Annotated in this window: 15 protein-coding genes; 6 read left to right on the forward strand and 9 right to left on the reverse strand. The window is 77.6% G+C overall.

The genetic code is table 11. From position 1 onward, the window contains the following. Positions 1 to 1,911, reverse strand: a complete 1,911-nt coding sequence (locus tag ACQPX6_RS19650) for a LuxR C-terminal-related transcriptional regulator (protein ID WP_433782118.1) — start codon at positions 1,909 to 1,911, stop codon at positions 1 to 3. Between the two features lie 143 nt (positions 1,912 to 2,054). Further along, entirely contained in the window at positions 2,055 to 4,799 is a 2,745-nt protein-coding gene (locus ACQPX6_RS19655) for an AAA family ATPase (RefSeq protein ID WP_433782119.1), read from the reverse strand. A 107-nt stretch (positions 4,800 to 4,906) separates the two neighbouring features. Between ACQPX6_RS19655 and ACQPX6_RS19660 the strand changes: the two genes are divergently transcribed. Then, positions 4,907 to 7,699, forward strand: a complete 2,793-nt coding sequence (locus tag ACQPX6_RS19660) for an AAA family ATPase (RefSeq protein ID WP_433782120.1) — start codon at positions 4,907 to 4,909, stop codon at positions 7,697 to 7,699. On the opposite strand, the gene ACQPX6_RS19665 is transcribed toward ACQPX6_RS19660, so the two are convergent. Beyond that, complete coding sequence (locus tag ACQPX6_RS19665; RefSeq protein WP_433782121.1) at positions 7,641 to 10,745, reverse strand: winged helix-turn-helix domain-containing protein; 3,105 nt, start codon at positions 10,743 to 10,745, stop codon at positions 7,641 to 7,643. The two genes, ACQPX6_RS19660 and ACQPX6_RS19665, sit on opposite strands and share 59 nt — an antisense overlap. Beyond that, entirely contained in the window at positions 10,745 to 11,623 is an 879-nt protein-coding gene (locus tag ACQPX6_RS19670; protein ID WP_433782122.1) for a universal stress protein, read from the reverse strand. Before ACQPX6_RS19670 ends, ACQPX6_RS19665 begins: the two co-directional genes overlap by 1 nt. A gap of 153 nt (positions 11,624 to 11,776) precedes the next feature. On the opposite strand from ACQPX6_RS19670, the gene ACQPX6_RS19675 reads away from it, so the two are divergent. From ACQPX6_RS19675 to ACQPX6_RS19695, 5 genes are all read left to right on the forward strand, one after another. Then, positions 11,777 to 12,823 carry a DUF4331 family protein gene (locus ACQPX6_RS19675; RefSeq protein WP_433782123.1) on the forward strand — a complete coding sequence of 349 codons (1,047 nt, stop codon included), beginning with the start codon at positions 11,777 to 11,779 and terminating at the stop codon, positions 12,821 to 12,823. Positions 12,824 to 12,849: 26 nt separating this feature from the next. Then, positions 12,850 to 14,046 (forward strand): cation:proton antiporter, encoded by a 1,197-nt coding sequence (locus tag ACQPX6_RS19680; protein ID WP_433782124.1) that lies wholly within the window; start codon positions 12,850 to 12,852, stop codon positions 14,044 to 14,046. A 28-nt stretch (positions 14,047 to 14,074) separates the two neighbouring features. After that, the gene (locus ACQPX6_RS19685) at positions 14,075 to 15,028 is read left to right on the forward strand and encodes a DUF5996 family protein (RefSeq protein WP_433782125.1); all 954 of its coding nucleotides are present in this window, start codon (positions 14,075 to 14,077) and stop codon (positions 15,026 to 15,028) included. Between the two features lie 220 nt (positions 15,029 to 15,248). Further along, entirely contained in the window at positions 15,249 to 15,485 is a 237-nt protein-coding gene (locus ACQPX6_RS19690; protein ID WP_433782126.1) for a hypothetical protein, read from the forward strand. Between the two features lie 206 nt (positions 15,486 to 15,691). After that, positions 15,692 to 16,039 (forward strand): hypothetical protein, encoded by a 348-nt coding sequence (locus ACQPX6_RS19695; protein WP_433782127.1) that lies wholly within the window; start codon positions 15,692 to 15,694, stop codon positions 16,037 to 16,039. 43 nt (positions 16,040 to 16,082) lie between these two features. Here the strand turns inward: ACQPX6_RS19695 and ACQPX6_RS19700 are convergent, their stop codons facing one another. The 5 genes from ACQPX6_RS19700 to ACQPX6_RS19720 all read right to left on the reverse strand — a co-directional run bounded on the left by ACQPX6_RS19700 (position 16,083) and on the right by ACQPX6_RS19720 (position 18,909). Further along, positions 16,083 to 16,301, reverse strand: coding sequence for a dodecin (locus ACQPX6_RS19700; protein WP_433782128.1), 219 nt, complete (start codon positions 16,299 to 16,301; stop codon positions 16,083 to 16,085). Between the two features lie 44 nt (positions 16,302 to 16,345). Further along, a complete protein-coding gene (locus ACQPX6_RS19705) occupies positions 16,346 to 16,462 on the reverse strand; it encodes a putative leader peptide (RefSeq protein ID WP_433782129.1) in 117 nt (38 codons plus the stop codon). An 87-nt stretch (positions 16,463 to 16,549) separates the two neighbouring features. Then, the gene (fmdA, locus tag ACQPX6_RS19710) at positions 16,550 to 17,803 is read right to left on the reverse strand and encodes a formamidase (protein WP_433782130.1); all 1,254 of its coding nucleotides are present in this window, start codon (positions 17,801 to 17,803) and stop codon (positions 16,550 to 16,552) included. A 47-nt stretch (positions 17,804 to 17,850) separates the two neighbouring features. Then, positions 17,851 to 18,489 carry an AmiS/UreI family transporter gene (locus ACQPX6_RS19715; protein ID WP_433782131.1) on the reverse strand — a complete coding sequence of 213 codons (639 nt, stop codon included), beginning with the start codon at positions 18,487 to 18,489 and terminating at the stop codon, positions 17,851 to 17,853. 132 nt (positions 18,490 to 18,621) lie between these two features. Beyond that, positions 18,622 to 18,909, reverse strand: coding sequence for an FmdB family zinc ribbon protein (locus tag ACQPX6_RS19720; protein WP_433782132.1), 288 nt, complete (start codon positions 18,907 to 18,909; stop codon positions 18,622 to 18,624). Positions 18,910 to 18,915 lie beyond the last annotated feature (6 nt).

The raw sequence follows: 18,915 nt of genomic DNA on the forward strand, positions 1-18,915 counted from the left end.
TCACGTCCGCCCGGCGGGCTCCGCGCCGAGGGTGCGGATCCGCGTCGCCAGCTGCACCCGCGACGAGATGCCGAGCTTCGGGAACATCCGGTAGAGGTAGCAGCCGATCGTCCGGGGCGAGAGGAGCAGCCGCCGCCCGATCTCGCGGTTGGACAGGCCCTCGGCGACGAGCGCGGCGATGCGCAGCTCCTGGGCGGACAGGACCTCGCCGAGCCGGCCGCCGTCCACGCCGACGGGCTCCACCCGCAGCTCGGCGTGCACGGCGTCGGTCCACCAGCACGCGCCCGCGAGGTCGAACGCCGCCGCGGCGTCGGCGAGCGCGCGGCGCCCGTCGCGGGGCCGGTGGTGGCGGCGCAGCCACACACCGAGGGCGAAGCCGGTCCGGGCCCTGAGGAAGGACCACGGCGGCGGGGTCGCCGCGAGCGCGGCGGCCAGGGCGTCGTGCGCGACCCCGTCGTCGGCGACGAGCGCGAGCGCGTAGGCGCGCGCGGTGGTCAGGGCCGGCGGGAGCGCCCCGTCCCCCAGCCCGGCGAGCGCCTCGGCCACCGCGCCGCGACGGCCCGCCCGGACCGCGGCCTCGGCGAGGTGCGTCAGCGCCAGGGCGACGACCTCGACCCCGCAGCGCAGGCCCGGCGGGTCGACGACCGCCTGCAGGTCGTCGACGGCGTCGTCCCACCGCGCGCCCTGGAGCGCGGCCACCCCGCGGGCCAGGCGGTCCAGGGCGAGGAGGTCAGCGCCTCCGAGGGAGGTCATCGCCCGCCGGTCGGCGAGGGCGCCGGCGGCGTCGCCGCGGTAGGCGCCGACGAGCGCGCGCACGCCGTGGGCCCGGGCGCCGGCGCCGGTGTCCCCGACCTTCGCCGCGAGAGCGATCGCCTCGTCGGCCGCGGAGACCGCGACGTCCCAGTCCCCGAGGGCCACCAGGACCTGCGCTCGCAGCGCCTGGGCCTGCGCGAGGAGCGCGCGGCGCCCGCTCGCGCGGAAGCCCGACGCGGCGGCGGCCAGGTGGACCGACGCCTCGCCCGTGAGCCCCGCCCGCCACGCCGCCCGGCCGGGGTCGAGGCCCTCGGCCGCGTGATCGGATCGCCCGCGCAGCGCCGCGACCGCGTCGGCCACCTCCGGGTCCCGCGCGGCGGCGGCCTCGGCGCGTCCCAGGAGGTCCTCACCGACGTCGGCGCGCCCGATCTCGGCGCAGGTGCGGGCGGCCGCCGCCCACCGCCGGGCCCGGGCGTCGGGGTCGGGCGAGAGGCGCGCCGCGAGCTCCTGCAGGCGGAGGACCTCGACGGCGTCGGTACGCGGGCCCGCGCCCGACGCCGCCGCCTCGAGCGCCGCCGCCACCGTCTCGTCCGGGCCCTCGACGACGTGGGCGCGGTGCCAGGCGACGCTCGCGGGGCGGTCGGCCACCACGGACAGCGCGTCGTGGACGTCCCGGTGCGCGGCGTACCCGAGCGCGAGCGTCGCGGCCGTCCGCAGTACCGGGTCGTCGAAGCGCACCCGGGCGGCGGTGAGGTCGACGAGCCCGGCGTCGGCGGCGGGCCGCAGGACGTCGACGCCCAGCGCCTCGCCGAGCACCAGCCCCGCCGCCTCCAGGACGCCCGCGACGTCGTCGCCCCGGTGCTCGGCCGCCACGGCGAGCACGAGCCGTGTGGCGGCGGGGAGCCCGTCCAGGAGCCGGCCGGCCCGCGCGAGCAGGGTCGGGGTGAGCGGGAGGAACCGCCGCAGGAGCTCGGCCCCCGGGTCCGCGGTCCGGGCGAGCGCCCGCGCCAGCTCGCGGGCCACCGCCAGGTCGCCGCCCGCCTCGCGCCGGACGCGGCGGCGGGCGTCGTCGGTGAGCCCGCCCGTGTCCTCCTCCCCGTCCGGGAGGTCGGCGAGCCGGCAGGGGCAGCGGCGGTGGTCGGACGTGGAATGCTGCACGGGGTTCCTCCGAGCGTGGTGCCGAACGGCCGGGAGGGACGCTGCTCGGACGCGCCCGCGGCGGGTGTCGTGGCCGGGCAGCGTTCTGTGCTCTGCCTGCACCCGGACCGGGCGCTCCGGGCACCGCGCCGCGAACCGGGCGGTCAGGAGCGGCGACGGCCGCCGGCGGCGGCGAGCCGGAGCAGCTCCACCCGGGAGTGGATCCCGAGCTTGGGGAACATGCGGTAGAGGTGGCTGCCCACGGTCCGGTGGGAGAGGAACAGCCGCTCCCCGATCTCCCGGTTGGACAGGCCCTCGGCCACCATCGCCGCGATCTGGGCCTCCTGCGGGGACAGGTCGTCCCACGCGTCGCGCACCGGCGAGGGGCTCGGCTCCCCGGCCGCGTGCAGCGCGTCGCGGGCCCGCTGGGCCCACGGCGCCGACCCGAGCGCGTCGAACCCGTCGCGCGCCTCGCGCAGGGGCGCGCGGGCCTCCAGGGCCCGGTCCGCACGGAGCAGCCGGGCGCCCAGCGCGAGCAGCAGGCGGTGGCGCTCGTGCGGCCAGGACCCCGTGTCGGTGGACGCCAGGGCGCGGAGCCGCTCCTCGGCCTCGCCGTCCGGGCCGAGGACGGCCTCGGCGTGGGCGAGGTTCATCCGCCCGGCCGGTGACGACGTCGCGCGGACCCCGGGCGGGAGCTCGGCGAGGATCTTCCCCGCCGCGTCCTCCTCCCCGCGGGCGGCGGCCGCGTCGGCGAGGCCCGCGAGGGACCACAGGCCGTGGACCGGGTGGAAGCCCGGGTCGAGCGGGTCGTGCAGGCGGGCCAGCAGGGCGAAGGCGAGCGCGTGGTCGCCCCGCGCGGCAGCCGTCGTCGCGCGGGCGACGAGGACCACCGCGCTCGCGGCGGCGAAGCGATGCGGGGCCGCGATGCGCTCCGCGTCGCGGACCAGGGCGTCGGCGGCGTCGAGGTCGCCGCGCAGGGCCGCGACCAGCCCGTGCGCGGCCTGCGCGCAGGCGTGCCAGAACGGCTGGTCGGTCTCGGCGCACAGCCGGGCGCCCTCGTCGGCGGCCGACACCGCGACGTCGAGCCGGCCCCGGCGCAGGGCCGACCACGACAGCAGCACCAGCGTCGTCCCGAGCGTGTGCAGCCGCCCCTGCGACCGCAGCCCGTCCGCCGCCTCGGCGAAGAGCTCCCCGGAGACGTCGAAGGCCCCGACGCACGCCGCCGCGTGCCCCAGCCGGTACGCCGTGGCCGCGTCGTACGCCCCCTCCCGGGCCCGCGCGATCAGGGCCAGCACCTCGTGCGCGTGCTCCAGCGGCTCGCCGTGCGCGAGCAGCGCGGCCCGGGCGGCGGGGTCGGCGACACCGAGGTCGTCGGCGGCCGCCACCACCGCGGCGCCCACGGGCCGGTCGGGGCAGAAGTTCCAGCACCGGAGCGCCGCGGCCCGCAGGAAGCGCAGCGCCAGGGCGTCGTCGCCGGTCGCGTGCGCCCGCTCGGCCAGCTCGAGGAGCAGGGCGACGCGGTGCTCGCCGCCCCGGTCGGTGGCGGCGAGCTCGCCGAGCCAGGCGTGGCGGAGCTGGTCGGCCTCGTCCTCGACGAGGTCCCGGAACTGCGCGCGGAGCCGGTCGCCGTACCCCGGCGACCCCAGGTCGTGGGCCAGGACGCCCGCCCGGAACAGGCGGTCCCGCCGGGCCCGGCCGTCCTCCGAGAGCTGCGCCGCGCGGTCCAGGTCCGCCACGGCGGTGGCGACGGCACCCCGTCCCAGGGCGCGGTCGGCGGACCGCTCGAGGTCGTCGGCGAGCGCGGCGTCGGGGTGCAGCGCCGCGGCCGCCCGGTGCCGCACCGCCCGCTCCGGCTGGTCGTGCACCACGCGGGCGAGCGCGGCGTGGCCCGCCCGCCGGACCTCCGGCGCGAGGCGCTGGCGGACCGCCGAGCGGACCAGCGGGTGCCGGAACCGCACGACCGCGCCCTCGACGACGACCAGGCCGGCGACGACGGCCGGCTCCAGCACCGCGGCCGTCACGGGACCGGCGAGCAGGGCCGTGGCCGCGAGGATCTCGGCGAGCTCGGCGCCGTCGTCGAGCGCGGCGACCTCCAGGGCGGTCGTGGTCGCGGCGCCGAGGTCGCCGACGCGCGCGGTGAACGAGCGCTCGAGGCGCCGGGTGAGGGGCAGACGGTCGGCGTCGTGCCCGGTGGCCGCGGTCACCGTGCGCGGCAGCTCGTGCAGCGCGAGGGGGTTGCCCCGCGCCAGGTCGAGGATCCGGGCGCGGTGGTCCGGGTCCAGGGGGCCGGCCGTCTGCGCGAGGACCGCGAGCGCGGCCGCCTCGTCGAGCGGGGCGAGGTCGGTGACCGTGAGGGACCGGTCGAGCATCGGGCCCGGCTCGGTGTCCCGCTGGGCGGCGAGCACGACGACGCGGTCCGACGCGGTGCGCCGGGCGAGGAAGGCCAGGGCCTGCTGGCTCGCGGGGTCCATCCAGTGGACGTCGTCGGCGAGGACGAGCAGCGGGTCCGCCGCGGCGGCCACGGCCAGCAGCTCCAGCGCGGACAGGGCCACCGCGTAGAGGTCGGGGTGGGTGCCCGGGGTCGTGCTTCCGCCGCCGAAGGCGGTGTCGAGCGCCCGGCGACGGTGGGCGGGCAGCGCGGTCACCCCTGCGAGCAGCGGGCGCAGGATCTGGTGCAGGCCGGCGTAGGGCAGGCCGAGCTCGGCCACGGTCCCGGTCGCGCGCAGCACCCGGCGTCCGTGCGCCGCGCGCTCCGCCCACGCCAGCAGCGCCGACTTCCCGATCCCGGGCGGGCCGCAGACCACCAGGGCGCCCCCGCCGTCGCCCCCGAGCAGCCGCGCGATCCGGTCCTGCTCGGGCCCCCGTCCGAGCAGGACGGGGTGCCCCGGCCCGTCGAGGTGCGCCGCCACGCCGCCACCGTAGGTCGCGGCCGTGACCGGGGGCGTGACCGTCACCCGGCGCCGCGGTCACGCCCCGGGTCACGCCGGCTGCCTACCGTCCGGCGCGAGGAGGGACCGTGTCGCAGGGGAACACCGCATCGCCGTCGCCGGTCGGTCGCGCCGCGGAGGCGCGCGCGCTCGCCGAGGTCCTCGACGCGGCGAACCACCGCGGCGGCGGTCTGCTGCTGTGGGGCGAGGCCGGGATCGGCAAGTCCACGATGCTGGACTGGGCGGCGGACCGGTGGCACGCCCGCGGCGGTCACCCGGTCCGGGGTACGGGGTCGGAGGCCGAGTCGGTCGTCCCCTACGCCGGGCTGCGCCGCCTGCTCGCGCCCCTCGCCGGGCACATCGACGCCCTGGCTCCCCGGCCCGCGGCGGTGCTCCGCGAGGTGTTCCGGTTCGGCCTCTCCGGGGCCACCGGCGCCCCGGACGTGCCCGACGTGTTCGCGGTCGCGCTGGCCGCGCTCGACCTCGTCACCGTCCCGGCGCTGGGCCACCCGCTGCTGCTCATCGTCGACGACGCCCACCTCCTGGACCACCCGACCGTCCAGGTCCTCGGGTTCGTCGCGCGCCGCCTCGAGCACGACCCCGTCGTCCTCCTGCTCGCCGCGCGGGCCCCGGCCGAGCTCGACGGCCTGGCCGGCGTGCCCGTGCTCGACCTGGCCCCGCTCGCGGACCGCGACGCGGCGCGGGCGCTCGACGACCGGTCCCCGGGGCTCGACCCCGTGGTCCGCGACGTCGTGCTCGACCAGGCCGCCGGGAACCCGCTGGCGCTGGTCGCGCTGCCGGCCGTCGTCGAGGGGCTCGACCCGCACGCGGTGGGCGCGGACCTCGGCGCCGTGCCCCTGCGCGGGCGCATCGAGCTCGCCCTCGTGCGCCGGCTCGACGACCTCGACCCGGTGACCCTCGACGCCCTGCTCGTGGCGGCCAGCGACAGCCGCGCGGACGTCGGCGAGGTGCTCGCCGCCACCGGCCGCCTCGCGGGCCGCGACCTCGACGAGCGCATCCTCGCCCCCGCCGTGGCCGCCGGGCTGCTGGCGCCGGGCGGCGAGGACACGCTGCGCTTCGCCCACCCGCTGCTCGCGTCGGCGTTGCGCGACCGGGCGGGCCCCGACCGCCTCCGGGCCGTGCACCTCGCCCTCGCCGCGGTGGTCGCCGCACCCGACCGGCGGCTGGCGCACCGCGGGGCGGTGACGACGGACGCCGACGACGCGCTGGCCGACCAGCTCGCCGCGGCCGCCGCCCGGGCCCGCCGCCTCGGCGCCACCGGGTCGGCGGTGACCCCGCTGGTCCGCAGCGCCCGGCTGAGCTCGCGACGTCCCCAGCGGGTCGCGCGCCTGCTCGAGGCCGCCGACGTCGCCGCGACCCTGGGCCACCGGGAGGCCGCGGCGCGGCTGCTCGACGAGGCCGGGGCGCTCGGCCCCGGGCGCCTCGACCAGATCGAGGGCGAGCGTCTGCGCGCCCGGCTGAGCGAGGGAGGGTCCGACGGACCCGACCCCGAGCACCTGATCGCGCTGGCCGACGAGGCGCGGGCCCTCGGCGCCGGGGAGCTCGCGATCGCCCTGCTCGCGGTCGCCGCGCAGCACTGCTGGTGGATCTATCGGGCCCCGGCGACCCGGCGTGCGCTCACCGACGCCGTCCGCCGCCTGCCCGCGGACCCCCTCGACGCGCGCGTGCTGTCGATGCTGGTCCAGGTGGCGCCCGTCGAGGAGAGCGGCGAGGTCCGACGACGGCTCGCCGCCCGGGCGTCGAGCACGACCGACTCCCCCGACGACGGCTTCCGCCTCGGGATGGCCGCCCACGTCGTCACCGAGTTCGGCGACGCGGAGCGGCTCCTGAGCCGCGCCGTGTCCGCGCTCCGGGCGCAGGGACGCCTCGCCGCGATCGCCGCGGTGCAGACCGTGCTCGCGTTCAACGAGCTCGAGCGCGGCGCCTGGGACGCGGCGGCCGAGGCGGCCGGCGAGGGGCTGCGGCTCGCGCGCGAGACCGGCGACGACGAGTGGCTCGGCCCGGCCCTGACCGTCGCCGCCCTCCTCGCCGCCCTCCACGGCGACCCGGCGCGCGCCGCGGAGCTCGACGCCGAGGCCGAGCGGGTCCTGCACGAGCGGGGCTCCACCAACATCCACGCGGTGCTGCGGGGCTCGCGGGGGCGCCGGGCCGCCTACCTCGACGATGCTGGCTCCGCGGTGTCCCTGCTGCTGCCGCTGTTCGACCGCCGCGAGCCCGACTTCAACCCCCGCAACTGCCTGTCGACGATCGTGCCGCTGGCGGGGGCGGTGGCCCGGTCGCCGCGGGCGGGCGCCGCCCCGACGGTGCTGGGCGTGGTCCGGTGGCTGGTCGCGCAGGGCACGCGGGCCGACCCGGAGCTCCCGCCCGGCCTGGCCACGGGCGCCGCGTACGCCGAGGCCGTCCTGGGCCCCGAGCGCGGGGCCGCGCGCCGCTACGCCGAGGCCCTCGAGCGCGCGGAGTCCCGGCCGTTCGACCGGGCCCGGGTGGAGCTGGCCCACGCCGGCTGGTTGCGCCGGCACCGGCAGGTCGAGCCGGCGCGCCGTGTCCTGCGCCGGGCGCACGCCACCTTCGTCGCCCTGGGCACCGCGCCGCTCGCGGCGGCGACCCAGCGCGAGCTGGTGCTCACGGGCGAGCGGGACGCAAGCCGGGCCGAGGATCCCTGGCGCTCCCTGACCCCGCAGGAGGCGCAGATCGCCCGCCTCGTGGCCGAGGGCCTGTCCAACCGGGAGGTCGGGCAGCGCCTCTTCCTTTCCCACCGGACCGTCGGCAGCCACCTGTACCGCATCTACCCGAAGCTGGGCATCACCTCGCGGATCGAGCTGGCCCGGTGGGTGCTCGGGGCGGAGCCGCCGGTCGCGTGACGCCCCGGATCGTCTCCACCAGGCGGTGCATCTCGGCCGACGGGCCCATGTCCAGCTCGCGCATCACCGCGACGTAGGCGCGGTAGTGCTCCACCAGCCGGTCGTGGTCGCCGGCGGCCCCGTCGACGACGAGACGGACGCGCCACGCCTGCTCGCGGTACGGGTCGTCGGCGAGCACCCGCCCGACCTGGCGTTCCGCCTCGCCGAGGTCACCGTCGTCGGCCGCGAGCGTCGCCAGCTCCAGGCGGCCGGCCGCGATCCGGTCGGCCACCTCGCGGCGGCGCTCGTCGACCCAGGGTCCCGACGTCCCGTCGAGGAACGGCCCCCGGTCGGCCGCCCGGAGGGCGTCGGCGAGCAGCGCACGCCGCTCCTCGCCGCCGCGGGCCCGGGCGCGGCGCAGCGTGGCCAGCGCCTGTCCGCACGTGCCGGCGACCGCGTCCGGGGGCACGATCCGGAGGCGCTCGCCGTCGCGGTCGAGGTCGACGCCGTCGGGGAGGACCGCGCGCAGCCGGTGCACGCACTGGCGCAGGTAGCTCGCGGCGCCCCGGTCGTCGCGGCCGGGGAACAGGGCGTCCAGCAGCTCCTCGCGCCGGGCGGACCGGCCGGGACGGTCCAGGAGGTGGGCCAGGAGCTCCAGCTCCCGGCGCCGGCGCAGCGCCACCGGCCGGCCGTCGACGAGCAGCTCCGGGACCCCGAACTCCTCGAGGACGACGCGCGGACCGGCGGGGTCGTCGGTGGCGTCGGTGGCCGCCCCGACCCGCCGCGCCAGGGCCGCCCACCGGGAGGCCTCCGGCGTCCCCGCGGCGGCGGCCCGGCGCGCCACACCGGGCACCTCGGCCAGCGCGGCGAGCAGGAGTGCGGTGGTGCCGCGCTCCTCCGCGACGCGCAGGGCGAGCGCCGCGCTGGCGTCCGCGTCGGCCTCCCGGTCGACCCGCCGGGCCTGCGCCTCGGCGAGCAGGCAGGCGGCGGCGGGCAGCTCCAGCCACCGGTCGCCGCGGCGCATCCCCTCCATGCAGCGCGCCAGCGTCGCCTCCGCCGCCTCTGCCCGGCCCTCGCGCAGCAGGACCACGCCGTGGCACAGCCCCGCGAGGTCGCGGGTGAACGCGTGGTCGTCGGCGCCCTCCGCCTGGGCGCGCGCCAGCGTCCGGCGGGCCGGCTCGAGGTCGTCGCCGGTGCGCAGGTGCGCCCGCGCCTCGTAGACGAGCAGCAGGACGCGGTAGATCGCCGACCCCGACGCCCGGGCGCGCTCGTGGCCGCGGGCCAGCGCCCCCCGCGCCTCGTCGGCGCGCCCGGCGTCGAGCAGGAGCTCCACACCGTCGAGCGCGTCGAGCCAGAGGGGCTGGGGCGTCCCGCGCCGGAGCTCCCACTCCGCGAGCGCCTCGTCGGCGCGGCCCGCCGCGCGCAGGGCCGCGATCCGCCACGGGGCGCCCTGGACCTCGCGCCACGAGCCGCTCGGGTCCTGGGGGTCGCGCAGCAGGTCGAGGCGACCCCGGGAGTACGCGACCCGCAGGAGGAGGCCCTCGAGGGGGCCACCGCGCGGCGCGCCGAGCTCGGGGAACGGGGGCGGGTCATCGACGCTGAGCGCGAGCACCGTCGCGGCGACCCGCCGGTGCCACCCGCCGTCGGGCAGTGCCGCGGCCACGCGGCGCGCCTCCGTGAGCCGGCCCAGGTGCCACAGGCACCAGACGAGCAGCACCACCGGTTCCGGCGCGTCGGCGTCGACCAGCTCCGCCACCCACCGCTCCCCGTGCGCGTCCCACAGCGCGGCGCCCCGCCGGTACTCCTCGAGCCCGAACGCGACGCGCAGGGCCGCGGTGGACACCGCCAGCACCGGCGGCCGGTGCACGGCGCCGAGCGCGTCGAGCCAGCGGGCCGCCTGCGCCAGGTCCATGCGCTCGACCACCAGCGGGAGGGCCTCGACCGCGTGGCCCCAGGCCTCGTCGACCTCCCCCGCGTCGAGGAGCGCCTCCACGACGTCCTCCGTGCGTCCCCGCGACGCCAGCAGCGCGACGTGCCGATGGCGGACCTCGCCCCGCCACGCGGCGTCGCGGCCCGCCGCCAGCCCGAGGACGAACTCGCGGAACTGCGTGTGGAGGGCCGCGCCCCGCCCGTCGACGGTCCACGTGAGCGGCAGGTGGCGCGCACGGAGCCGCTCCAGCGTGCGCGCGGGCTCCGCTGCACCGAGGGCCGCCGCGTCGCCCGCGGTCAGGTCCTCGAGCACCGCCGTACGGAGCAGGAGGTCCTGCTCGTCGGCGCCGAGGTCGCCCCACACGTGCTCGTAGAGGTAGGCCGCCAGCGCGCGGCCGTCCCCCGCGGGGCCGCCGGTCGCGAACAGCACGCCGGTCACCCAGCCCCCGGTCGAGCCCATCGCCGCGTCGACGTCGACACCCTCGAGCCCCCGCCGCGCCAGGGCGGTCCGCGCCTCCCCCGCCCGGAACCGCAGCAGCTCCGCGTCCAGGACCCCGGTGCGCCCGAGCTCGTGGGTGGCCATCGACGTCAGGGCCACCGGGTGCCGGGAGACCAGCACGAGGTTCGTGCCCGCCGGGAGGTAGCGCGCGACGGCCGAGAGCACGGCCATCGCCGGCCGGCTCGTCCCGACCCGCTCCACGTTGTCGCAGACCACCACGAGGCCGCTGCCGGCGAGGTCCTCCACGAGCAGCGCCGCGGCGTCCGTGGTCGGGGCACCGTCGCGCAGGGCGGCGCTCGCGCGCCCGGCGACCGCGGGGTGGTGGCGCGCGATCGCGGCCTCGAGGTAGACGACCAGGCGTCCCGCGGCCCGGTCGGAGGTGTCGAGCCGCACCCACGCCACCGGGCGTCCCCGCGCCCGCAGCGCCTGGGCGACGGCGACCGTCTTGCCCGCGCCCGCCACGGCCGCGACGACCAGGACGGGGTGCCGGTCGAGCAGGTGGGCGATGTCGGCGTCGAGCCGCGGTCGCGGGACCAGGCGGTCGTCGAGGTCGGGCGCGGCCAGCTTCGCCTGCACGAGGCGCGCCACCATCCGGCCCCCCGTCCCGGCCCCGGTCCCGTGGCCCTCACCGGCGAGCATCACCGCCCGCGTGGGCCTTTGTCGAACCGCAGGATGCGCACGGCGCCGGACGCGCGCAGGAGCACCCCGGTGGCGACGGCGCCGGTCGGGGCGGCGGGTGCGCCCGCTCGCCCCCGGCCCCGGGCGCCGAGGACCAGCAACGACGCGAGGGCCCGGCTCGCCACCTCGCACAGGACCCCGACCGGGGAGCCCTCGCGCACCTCGACCGCCACGGTCACCGCGGGCCGGCGGGCGCGGGCGCGGCGCGCGAGGAGGTCGTGCACCGTGGCCCGGCTGCGCACCTCGACGGCCCGTCGTACCCCGTCGTCGGCCCCCGCGGGCCGCCCGTCGACGACCGAGACCACCAGCACGGGGCGACGGCTCCGCGCGCCCTCCTCCAGGGCGTGCTCGACGGCCGTCCGCGCGCACGCGGAGTCGTCCAGACCGACCACGACCGGGCCCCGGGGCCGCGCGGTCTCCTCCCGGGGCACGACGGTCGCCGGGCAGCGCGCGGCGACGGCGCAGGTCAGGGCCACGGGTCCCGGGAGTCCGGCGCGCGCCCGGCCGAGGTAGAGCCCGGCGGCGCCGACCGAGGCGTCGGTCAGCCGCGCGGCGGCCGAGCCCTCGACGACGTGGACGCGCACCGGGCCCGTCGTGAGCCGCCGGGCGACCGCCTCCCGCAGGGCGCCGAGGTCGGCGTCCCCCTCGCGCGGCGACCACAGCCAGCCGAACGACGGAGGCTCCACCACGACCACCACCGCGACGCCGTCGATCCCCGCCGCGACGGCGTCCTCGGCGGCCCGGGCCAGCACGCCGCGCTCGGCCCCACCGGGCGGCACGCCCACCACGAGCGCGCCGGGCGGCGGGCCCGGGTCCGCGGCGTCCGGTGCACCCTCCACCGTCCGCACGGTAGGGGCGTCCGCCGCCCGCGCCTGCCGTCATCCGACTGCACCCGGCGTCGTGGACCGGGACGCAGTCGGCTGACTGAAGCCGGACGGCGCCGCGCGCGCCGATCGTCGGGGCCGTCACCCGCCCGACGAAGAGGAGCACCCGTGTCCCACCACCTCGACTCCCCGGCCTCGCGCCGCGACCCGCGCCTGAACGTGCCCGACCTCTACGTCTTCGACGGTCACGTGGGCACGACGCTGGTCATGACGGTCAACAGCTCGCTGGCCGGCCCGGACCGTCCCCGCGGGTTCCACCCGGAGGCGCGTTACGAGTTCCGGGTGCGCCTCGACGGCGAGGACCGCGAGGCCCTCACGTACCGCTTCGCCTTCGGCCCCGCCGACGACGACGGCGTCCAGGACGTCCTGCTCGAGCAGCTGACCGGCGCCGACGCCGGCGACGACGGCGCCCGCGCCCGGGTGCTCGCCGAGGGCCGCACCGAGGACGTCGTGCCCGTCGCCGGCGGCGGACGGATGTGGGCCGGCGCCGCCGCCGACCCGTTCTACCTCGACCTCCACCAGCTCGCGCACATCGTCGAGGGTCTGCAGGAGGAGAAGCCCATCGACCTGGCGGGCTGGGACGCGGACGAGGCGGCCAACAGCTTTGCCGGAGCCCGGGTCGAGGCGATCGTCCTCGAGATTCCCGACACCGACGGGTCGGAGCTCGCGGAGGGACGCCGGATCGGGGTGTGGGCGACCGCGGAGCTCGCCACCGACGCGGGGGGCTGGCGCCGGATCAACCGCGCCGCGATCCCGATGATGTGGCCGCTGCTGCGGGCGCGCGGGGGTGACGACGACAGCGAGGAGTACGCCCGCGACACCCTCGCGCACCCGTCGGAGGACGGCGCCAACGACACCGAGCGGCTCGTCGCGATGGTGACGGCAGCGGCACGCTTCTCCGGCACCGCGGACCCCGAGGCCCACGCGCGGGCGGTCGCCGACCGACTCCTCCCGGACGTCCTGCCCTACACGGTGGGGACGCCGGCGGCGTTCGGTGCCGCGGCGATGAACGGGCGCGCGCTGGCCGACGACGCCCCGCCGGTGATGTACCGGCTGCTCACCGACGCGGACCTGCCGTCGGGCCTGCGCCCGGCCTCGGCGGCCGAGACCCGCCAGGACGAGTTCCCCTACGTGGTCCCCACCGCCGGGCGCTGACGTCGGCCCTCCCGGGAGGAGACCCCGTGGCCCTGTCGTTGGCGTCGGCGGCGGTCGTCGCCACCGTGGCGCTGCTCGCGCCCCTGACCGTGCGGTGGCTGCGGCTGCCGGTCCCGGAGATCGTCGTCCAGATCGTCGCCGGCGCCGTCATCGGGCCGCAGGTGCTCGGGCTGGCCACCGCCGACGCCCCGGTGGCGGTGCTCGCGACGGTCGGGCTGGGCTTCCTGCTCCTGCTCGCAGGGCTCGAGGTCGACCTCCGCCGGCTCCGCGGGCGGGTCCTGCGGCTGACCCTCGCGGCGTTCGCGCTCTCGTTCGCCCTCGCGTGCGGCGTCGGGGCCGGGCTCGCGGCGACGGGCCTCGTGCGGTCCCCGCTGCTGATCGCCGTGATCCTCTCGGCCACCGGCCTCGGCATCGTCCTGCCCGTGCTCGAGGACACCGGCGTCCTCGCGACGTCGTTCGGTCAGGTCCTCGTCGCCGGGGCGTCGATCGCCGAGGTCGTCCCGATCGTGCTGCTGTCGCTGCTGTTCACCCGCGACGGCGGGGCGCTGGGCTCGCGGCTCGTGCTGCTGGGCGTGTTCCTCGGTCTCGTGCTCGCGGTCGTCGTGCTGCTCCTCGGGGTGGAGCGGTCGCGCCGCCTGTCCCGCGTGCTGGTCTCGCTCCAGGACACGACCGCCGAGATCCGCGTGCGGGGGGCGGTCTGCCTGCTCCTGCTGCTCGCGGCCGCGGCCGCCGCGTTCGGCCTCGAGGGCATCCTCGGCGCCTTCCTCGCCGGCGTGGCGCTGAGCCTGCTCGACCGCGACGAGACCGCGACCCACAGCCTGTTCCGGACGAAGCTGCAGGCCGTCGGGTTCGGGGCGTTCGTGCCGTTCTTCTTCGTCTCGACGGGGATGGGCATCGACGTGCGCGGGCTGGTCGGCGACCCCGCGACGCTCGCCAAGGTGCCGATCTTCGTGGTGGCGCTGCTCGTCGTCCGCGCCCTGCCGGCCGGCCTCTACGCGTCCCTGGCGCGGGGCGGCCGCCAGGTGGTCGCCGCCGGGCTCGTGCAGGCGACGTCGCTGAGCATCCCGGTCGTCGCGGGCGCCATCGGCGTCGACCTCGGCGTGATCCTGCCCGGCACCTACGCCGCGCTCGTCGCGGCGGGCCTCGTGTCGGTGATCGTGTTCCCGCCCGTGGCGGCCTCGCTCCTCGGCGGCCGCCGGGACCGGGCGCCGTCCGTATCCTGAGGATCCACTGACCGATCGAAGGGCGATCATGACGCAGGGTGTCCACGCATCGACGTCCGACGACACCGGCTGGCCGGCCCTGCAGGTCGCCGACTGGGCCGAGACCCGGGACACGCTCCACATGTGGATCCAGGTGGTCGGCAAGATCCGCCTCGCCACCGCGCCGATGGTCAACCACTGGTGGCAGGTGCCGCTCTACGTCTCCCCTCGGGGCTTCACGACGACGGCGATGCCGCACGGCCTGCGCACGTTCGACATCGAGTTCGACTTCGTCGACGAGCAGCTGGTGATCCGCTCCAGCGACGGCGGCCGCCGGCACGTGGCGCTGGCGGCGAAGCCGGTCGCCACCTTCCACCGGGAGGTCGTGGACGCCCTGGCCGACCTCGACCTGCCCGTCACGATCCGCACCACGCCCACCGAGGTCGAGGTCGCCGTCCCCTTCGAGCAGGACGACCGGGAGCGCCACTTCGACCCGGAGCACGCCCGCCTCTTCTGGCGCCAGCTCATCCAGGCCGACCGCGTCCTGACCCGGTTCCGCGCCCGCTTCATCGGCAAGGTCAGCCCGGTCCACTTCTTCTGGGGCGGGCTGGATCTCGCGTGCACGCGGTTCTCCGGGCGCACCGCGCCCCGCCACCCCGGCGGCGCGCCCAACTGCGGCGACTGGGTGATGGTCGAGGGCTACTCCCACGAGCTCTCGAGCGCCGGCTTCTGGCCCGGCTACGGGGACGAGGGCGCGTTCTACGCCTACGCCTACCCGGAGCCCGACGGGTTCCGCGACCACCCGGTGCGCCCCGAGCAGGCCCGCTACGTCGAGGCCGCCGGCCAGTACCTGCTGCCCTACGAGGACGTCCGCCGCGCCGCCGACCCCGATGCAGCGGCGCTCGAGTTCTTCCAGAGCACCTACGAGGCGGCCGCCGACCACGGCGGGTGGGACAGGACCGAGCTCGAGGACGACCCCGTCCGTCGCTCGTCCCCGCGCTGACCCCGGTGGGACCCTCCGGGTCCGTCTGGCGTGCCGCCAGCGCGATCTGCCGCCCGGGTCGCTAGGCGCGTCGCGCGGGTCCCGCCCGCGTCGCCCCTCGACCCGCACCCTCACGACGCTCTGCGCGGCGGTCGACCGCGCGCGCCGTCACCGGCCGCGGCACGCTCCCGCTCGCGCTCCTCCCAGCCTCCGAGGAGACAGCGGCCCCACGCCCCCGCGCTTGCCGGACCCGCTGGTGGGCCCTGGCCGCCGAGCGCACCCTGCTCGCCTGTTCCGCCTGTCGCTGGCGCTGTTCCTGGTCGGCCTGGCGCTGCTCGCGCTCGTCCCGCCCGGCGTCGCGGACCTGCCCGTGTCCCTGCTGGCCGGCGCGCTGATGGCCGGCTGTGCGGTCGCCGCGGTGATCGGGGTGCGGCGCTGGCGTTCCGCCACCGAGCAGGGAGCACGGGGTCGCTGGTGATCGAGGGCTCCCCGTGCGACGCTTCCGAGGTGGACGGGACGGGTGACGGCGTGGTGCTCGTGCGCCGCGTCTGGGTCGACCTGCTCCGGGTCGCGGGCAGCAGCTGTCGCGGGTCCCTGCGCCGCTGACCCCTCCCCCGACGGGCGCGGCACGGTCGCGCCCCGGGCCCGTCCGCGCTGCGCTCCGCACTCCCCCGGAGCCCGCTGATGACCGCCGTCCCGTCCGACCTGCCCGTTTCCCTCCGTTCGGCGCGACCGATCCCGAGCCGCACGGCGGGCCGGCGCCACCACGCCGCCGCCCGCCACCCCTCCCCGCTCGCGCGCACCGTCGAGCAGGCGCTCACCCGGCTCGACTCGCCCACCGAGCCCGTCGACCACGCCGCCCGCCGGGCGCGCGATCACCAGCTCCGCACCGCCCTGACCCGGCACATCGCCCGCGCCGGCGAGGGCGGACCGGCGGTGCCCGCCGTCCGCGTCGCCTGCGCGCACCTGGCCGCCGGGGACACGGAGTGGGCCTACCTCGCGCTGCTCACCGCCCGCGACCAGCTCGGCTGAGGCGCCCGCCCGCCGCGGCGTGGCGGGCGCCCCGGCCGGCCGATCAGGCCTTGGTGTCGGTCAGCGGGAAGCCGACCTCCAGCGTCACCTGGAAGTGCCCGACCTCGCCGTCCTCGACGTGGCCGCGGATCTCGGTGACCTCGAACCACTCGATCGCGGAGATGGTGCTCGACGCGCGGGCGAGGGCGCCCTTGATCGCGTCGTCGACGCTGACCGTCGACGATCCGACGATCTCGCTCTTGCTGTACACGGTGTCGGCCATGGCCGTCCTCTCGGTGTGCGCTCGGGCTCGCGGCGGGGCGATCGCTACCGGGGACAGATCGCGCTGGTGACCCGCTGGAGGTCGACGTGGCGACGGCGCGAGAGGCCGGGATCGTGCACAGCGCTCCCTCCCCGGCCCGGGGCCGAGATCGTCGTCGCCATGATCGTCCGAGGCGGCCGCGCGAGAGTCAAGCAGGCCGGTGCGCGCCCCGAGCCCGCCGGCCCGGGGCGCACCGTTCCTGCGGTGGATCAGGCGCTGGACTTCGGCACCCCCATGCCCGGGTCGACCCGGGCCGGACCGTTCTTGCCGGGCTTGACGTCGAAGTCGAAGATCCCGGTCGGGATGTAGACGGTGGAGCACGAGTTCGGGATGTCGACCACGCCCGAGAGCCGGCCCTCGATCGGCGCGGCACCCAGGATCATGTAGGCCTGGATCGCGGAGTAGCCGAACTGGGTGAGGTAGTCGATCGCGTGCAGGCAGGCACGCTGGTACGACAGGTGCGAGTCGAGGTAGCGCTGCTCCCCGTCGAGGGTCACCGAGGTCCCGGAGAAGGCGATCCACTCGCTGTACTGCGGGTCGGTGTTGCCCGGGATGAAGATCGCGTTCTCGGAGACGCCGTACGTCGACATCCCGCCCTTGATCAGGTCGACGTGCAGGTCGATGAACCCGCCCATCTCGATCGCGCCGCAGAACGTGATCTCGCCGTCGCCCTGCGAGAAGTGCAGGTCGCCCATCGAGAGGTTCGCGCCGTCGACGAACACCGGGTAGAACACCCGGCTGCCCTTGGTGAAGTTCTTGATGTCCTGGTTGCCGCCGTTCTCGCGCGGCGGCGCGGTGCGGGCCGCCTCGTGGCGGGCGCGCTCGAAGTCGTCGCCGGACAGGGAGCCGAGGATCGCGGCCTCGGGCTGGGGCGGCAGGGCGAGCGGCGGCACCCGCTGCGGGTCGGTGTCGATCAGGGCCTGCTCGCGGGAGTTCCACTTGTTCAGCAGGTCGTGCGAGGGCGCGGTGCCCATGAGACCGGGGTGGACGATCCCGGTGAACGCCACTCCGGGGACGTGGCGCGACGTGGCCTGGCCGCCCCGGAAGTCCCAGATCACCTTGTAGGCGTCGGGGAACTGCTCGGTGAGGAAGCCGCCGCCGTTGGTCTTGGCGAACACCCCGGTGTAGCCCCAGCCCTGCCCGGCCAGCGGACCGGAGTCCTCCTGCGGGATCGGGCCGACGTCGAGGATGTCCACGATCAGGAGGTCGCCGGGCTCGGCGCCCTGCACCGAGATCGGCCCGGAGAGCACGTGCACGTTGTTGAGCGGCGCGTTGAGGATGTCGTCGGCGGAGTCGTCGTTGTGGATCGCTCCGTCGAACCACTCGCGGCAGTCCACGCGGAACGAGTCGCCCGGCTTGACGTGCACCTGGGCGGGCACGTCGGGGTGCCACCGGTTGTGGCCGACGATCTGCTGCTCGGTGAACGTCTTCGTGCTGTCGAGCGGGAACACCTTCTGCGGCATGGGGTCTGTCTCCCTGCGTGTCGGGTCGTGCGGGGTGGTCGGGACGGTCAGGCGGTGGCGTGCTCGGTCGTGGTCGCCGAGGCCGCGGGCGTGGTCTGCTGCCGGCGCGCCCACGGGATCAGCGCGAGGAACACGACGACGCCGAAGATCGCGAGGCCGATCGCGAGCTGCGTCCCGATCGCGGTGTAGGCACCGGTCAGGAGCAGGAAGGCGGGGATCCAGCCCGTGACCCAGCCCTGGATCGCGCAGACGGCGCCGGTGTAGCGCCCGATCCCGTCGCGCTTGCGGCCCAGGAGCACGAAGAACAACGCCCAGAGGAACGCCCAGTAGAGCCAGATGACGCCGAACCCGGGGTCGCCGAGGCGCGTGAAGTTCAGGCCCGAGAAGACGAGGGCGGTGATGGCCACGAACAGGCAGAAGTAGCCGAGTCCGGTGCTGTCGAGGTCGTAGGTCAGGTTCACCGCGACGTAGAGATAGGTGAACGAGAACAGGAACAGGCCGGACGCCCCGAGGATCACGTCGGTGTCACCGTCCGCCGTGAAGATCAGGTAGAGGGGGGTGATGATCTGCAGCCCGCCGACGAAGAAGTTCATCGGCGCCGCCGATCGCGCCTCGACCCACCCCAGCAGCATCGCGCCGTTGATGAACAGGACGGCGCCCACGAAGAGCAGGCCGACGCTAGCCACGGGAGGTCGTCCTTCGGAGTCGCAGCACGGTGATCCCTTTCTGTCGTCGTCGACGAGCCCCCGGAGGAGGGCAGGGTGGAGCGACCGCGGCGGCGCGGAGGGCCGGGCGGTGGAGGGGTGGTCAGGGCCGCGCTACGGGCGGGGCAGCCCCGCGGTCCGGGGGTCGAGGGGGGCCGGGCGCGGCGCCCGGGTGGCTCGGGACGGTGGCGCCGAGACGACCGTGGGCTCGGTGCGCGAGGCCTCGGCCCGGTCGATCGCGGCGACGCGCGTGCGGTCGGCGAACCCGAGCATCGGTGCGGTGAAGACCCGCTCGGCCTCGTCGCCGCACGTCGGGCACGCGACCGTCGCCGGCGCCGTGCCGATGGGACGCCGGACGTCGACGGGGCCGTCCTGACCGCACCGGTACGCGTACAGGGCCATCGGTAC

Origin of the sequence: Actinomycetospora sp. CA-101289, from assembly GCF_050955895.1 — a bacterium.
Classification (GTDB): Bacteria; Actinomycetota; Actinomycetes; order Mycobacteriales; family Pseudonocardiaceae; genus Actinomycetospora.

What these genes read in the sequence shown, in the direction of transcription:
- ACQPX6_RS19665 (WP_433782121.1), bottom strand. Translation starts at nt 10,745, where the DNA reads ATGCTCGCCGGTGAGGGCCACGGGACCGGGGCCGGGACGGGGGGCCGG.
- ACQPX6_RS19685 (WP_433782125.1), top strand. Translation starts at nt 14,075, where the DNA reads ATGACGCAGGGTGTCCACGCATCGACGTCCGACGACACCGGCTGGCCG.
- ACQPX6_RS19695 (WP_433782127.1), top strand. Translation starts at nt 15,692, where the DNA reads ATGACCGCCGTCCCGTCCGACCTGCCCGTTTCCCTCCGTTCGGCGCGA.
- ACQPX6_RS19700 (WP_433782128.1), bottom strand. Translation starts at nt 16,301, where the DNA reads ATGGCCGACACCGTGTACAGCAAGAGCGAGATCGTCGGATCGTCGACG.
- ACQPX6_RS19705 (WP_433782129.1), bottom strand. Translation starts at nt 16,462, where the DNA reads ATGGCGACGACGATCTCGGCCCCGGGCCGGGGAGGGAGCGCTGTGCAC.
- fmdA (WP_433782130.1), bottom strand. Translation starts at nt 17,803, where the DNA reads ATGCCGCAGAAGGTGTTCCCGCTCGACAGCACGAAGACGTTCACCGAG.
- ACQPX6_RS19720 (WP_433782132.1), bottom strand. Translation starts at nt 18,909, where the DNA reads ATGGCCCTGTACGCGTACCGGTGCGGTCAGGACGGCCCCGTCGACGTC.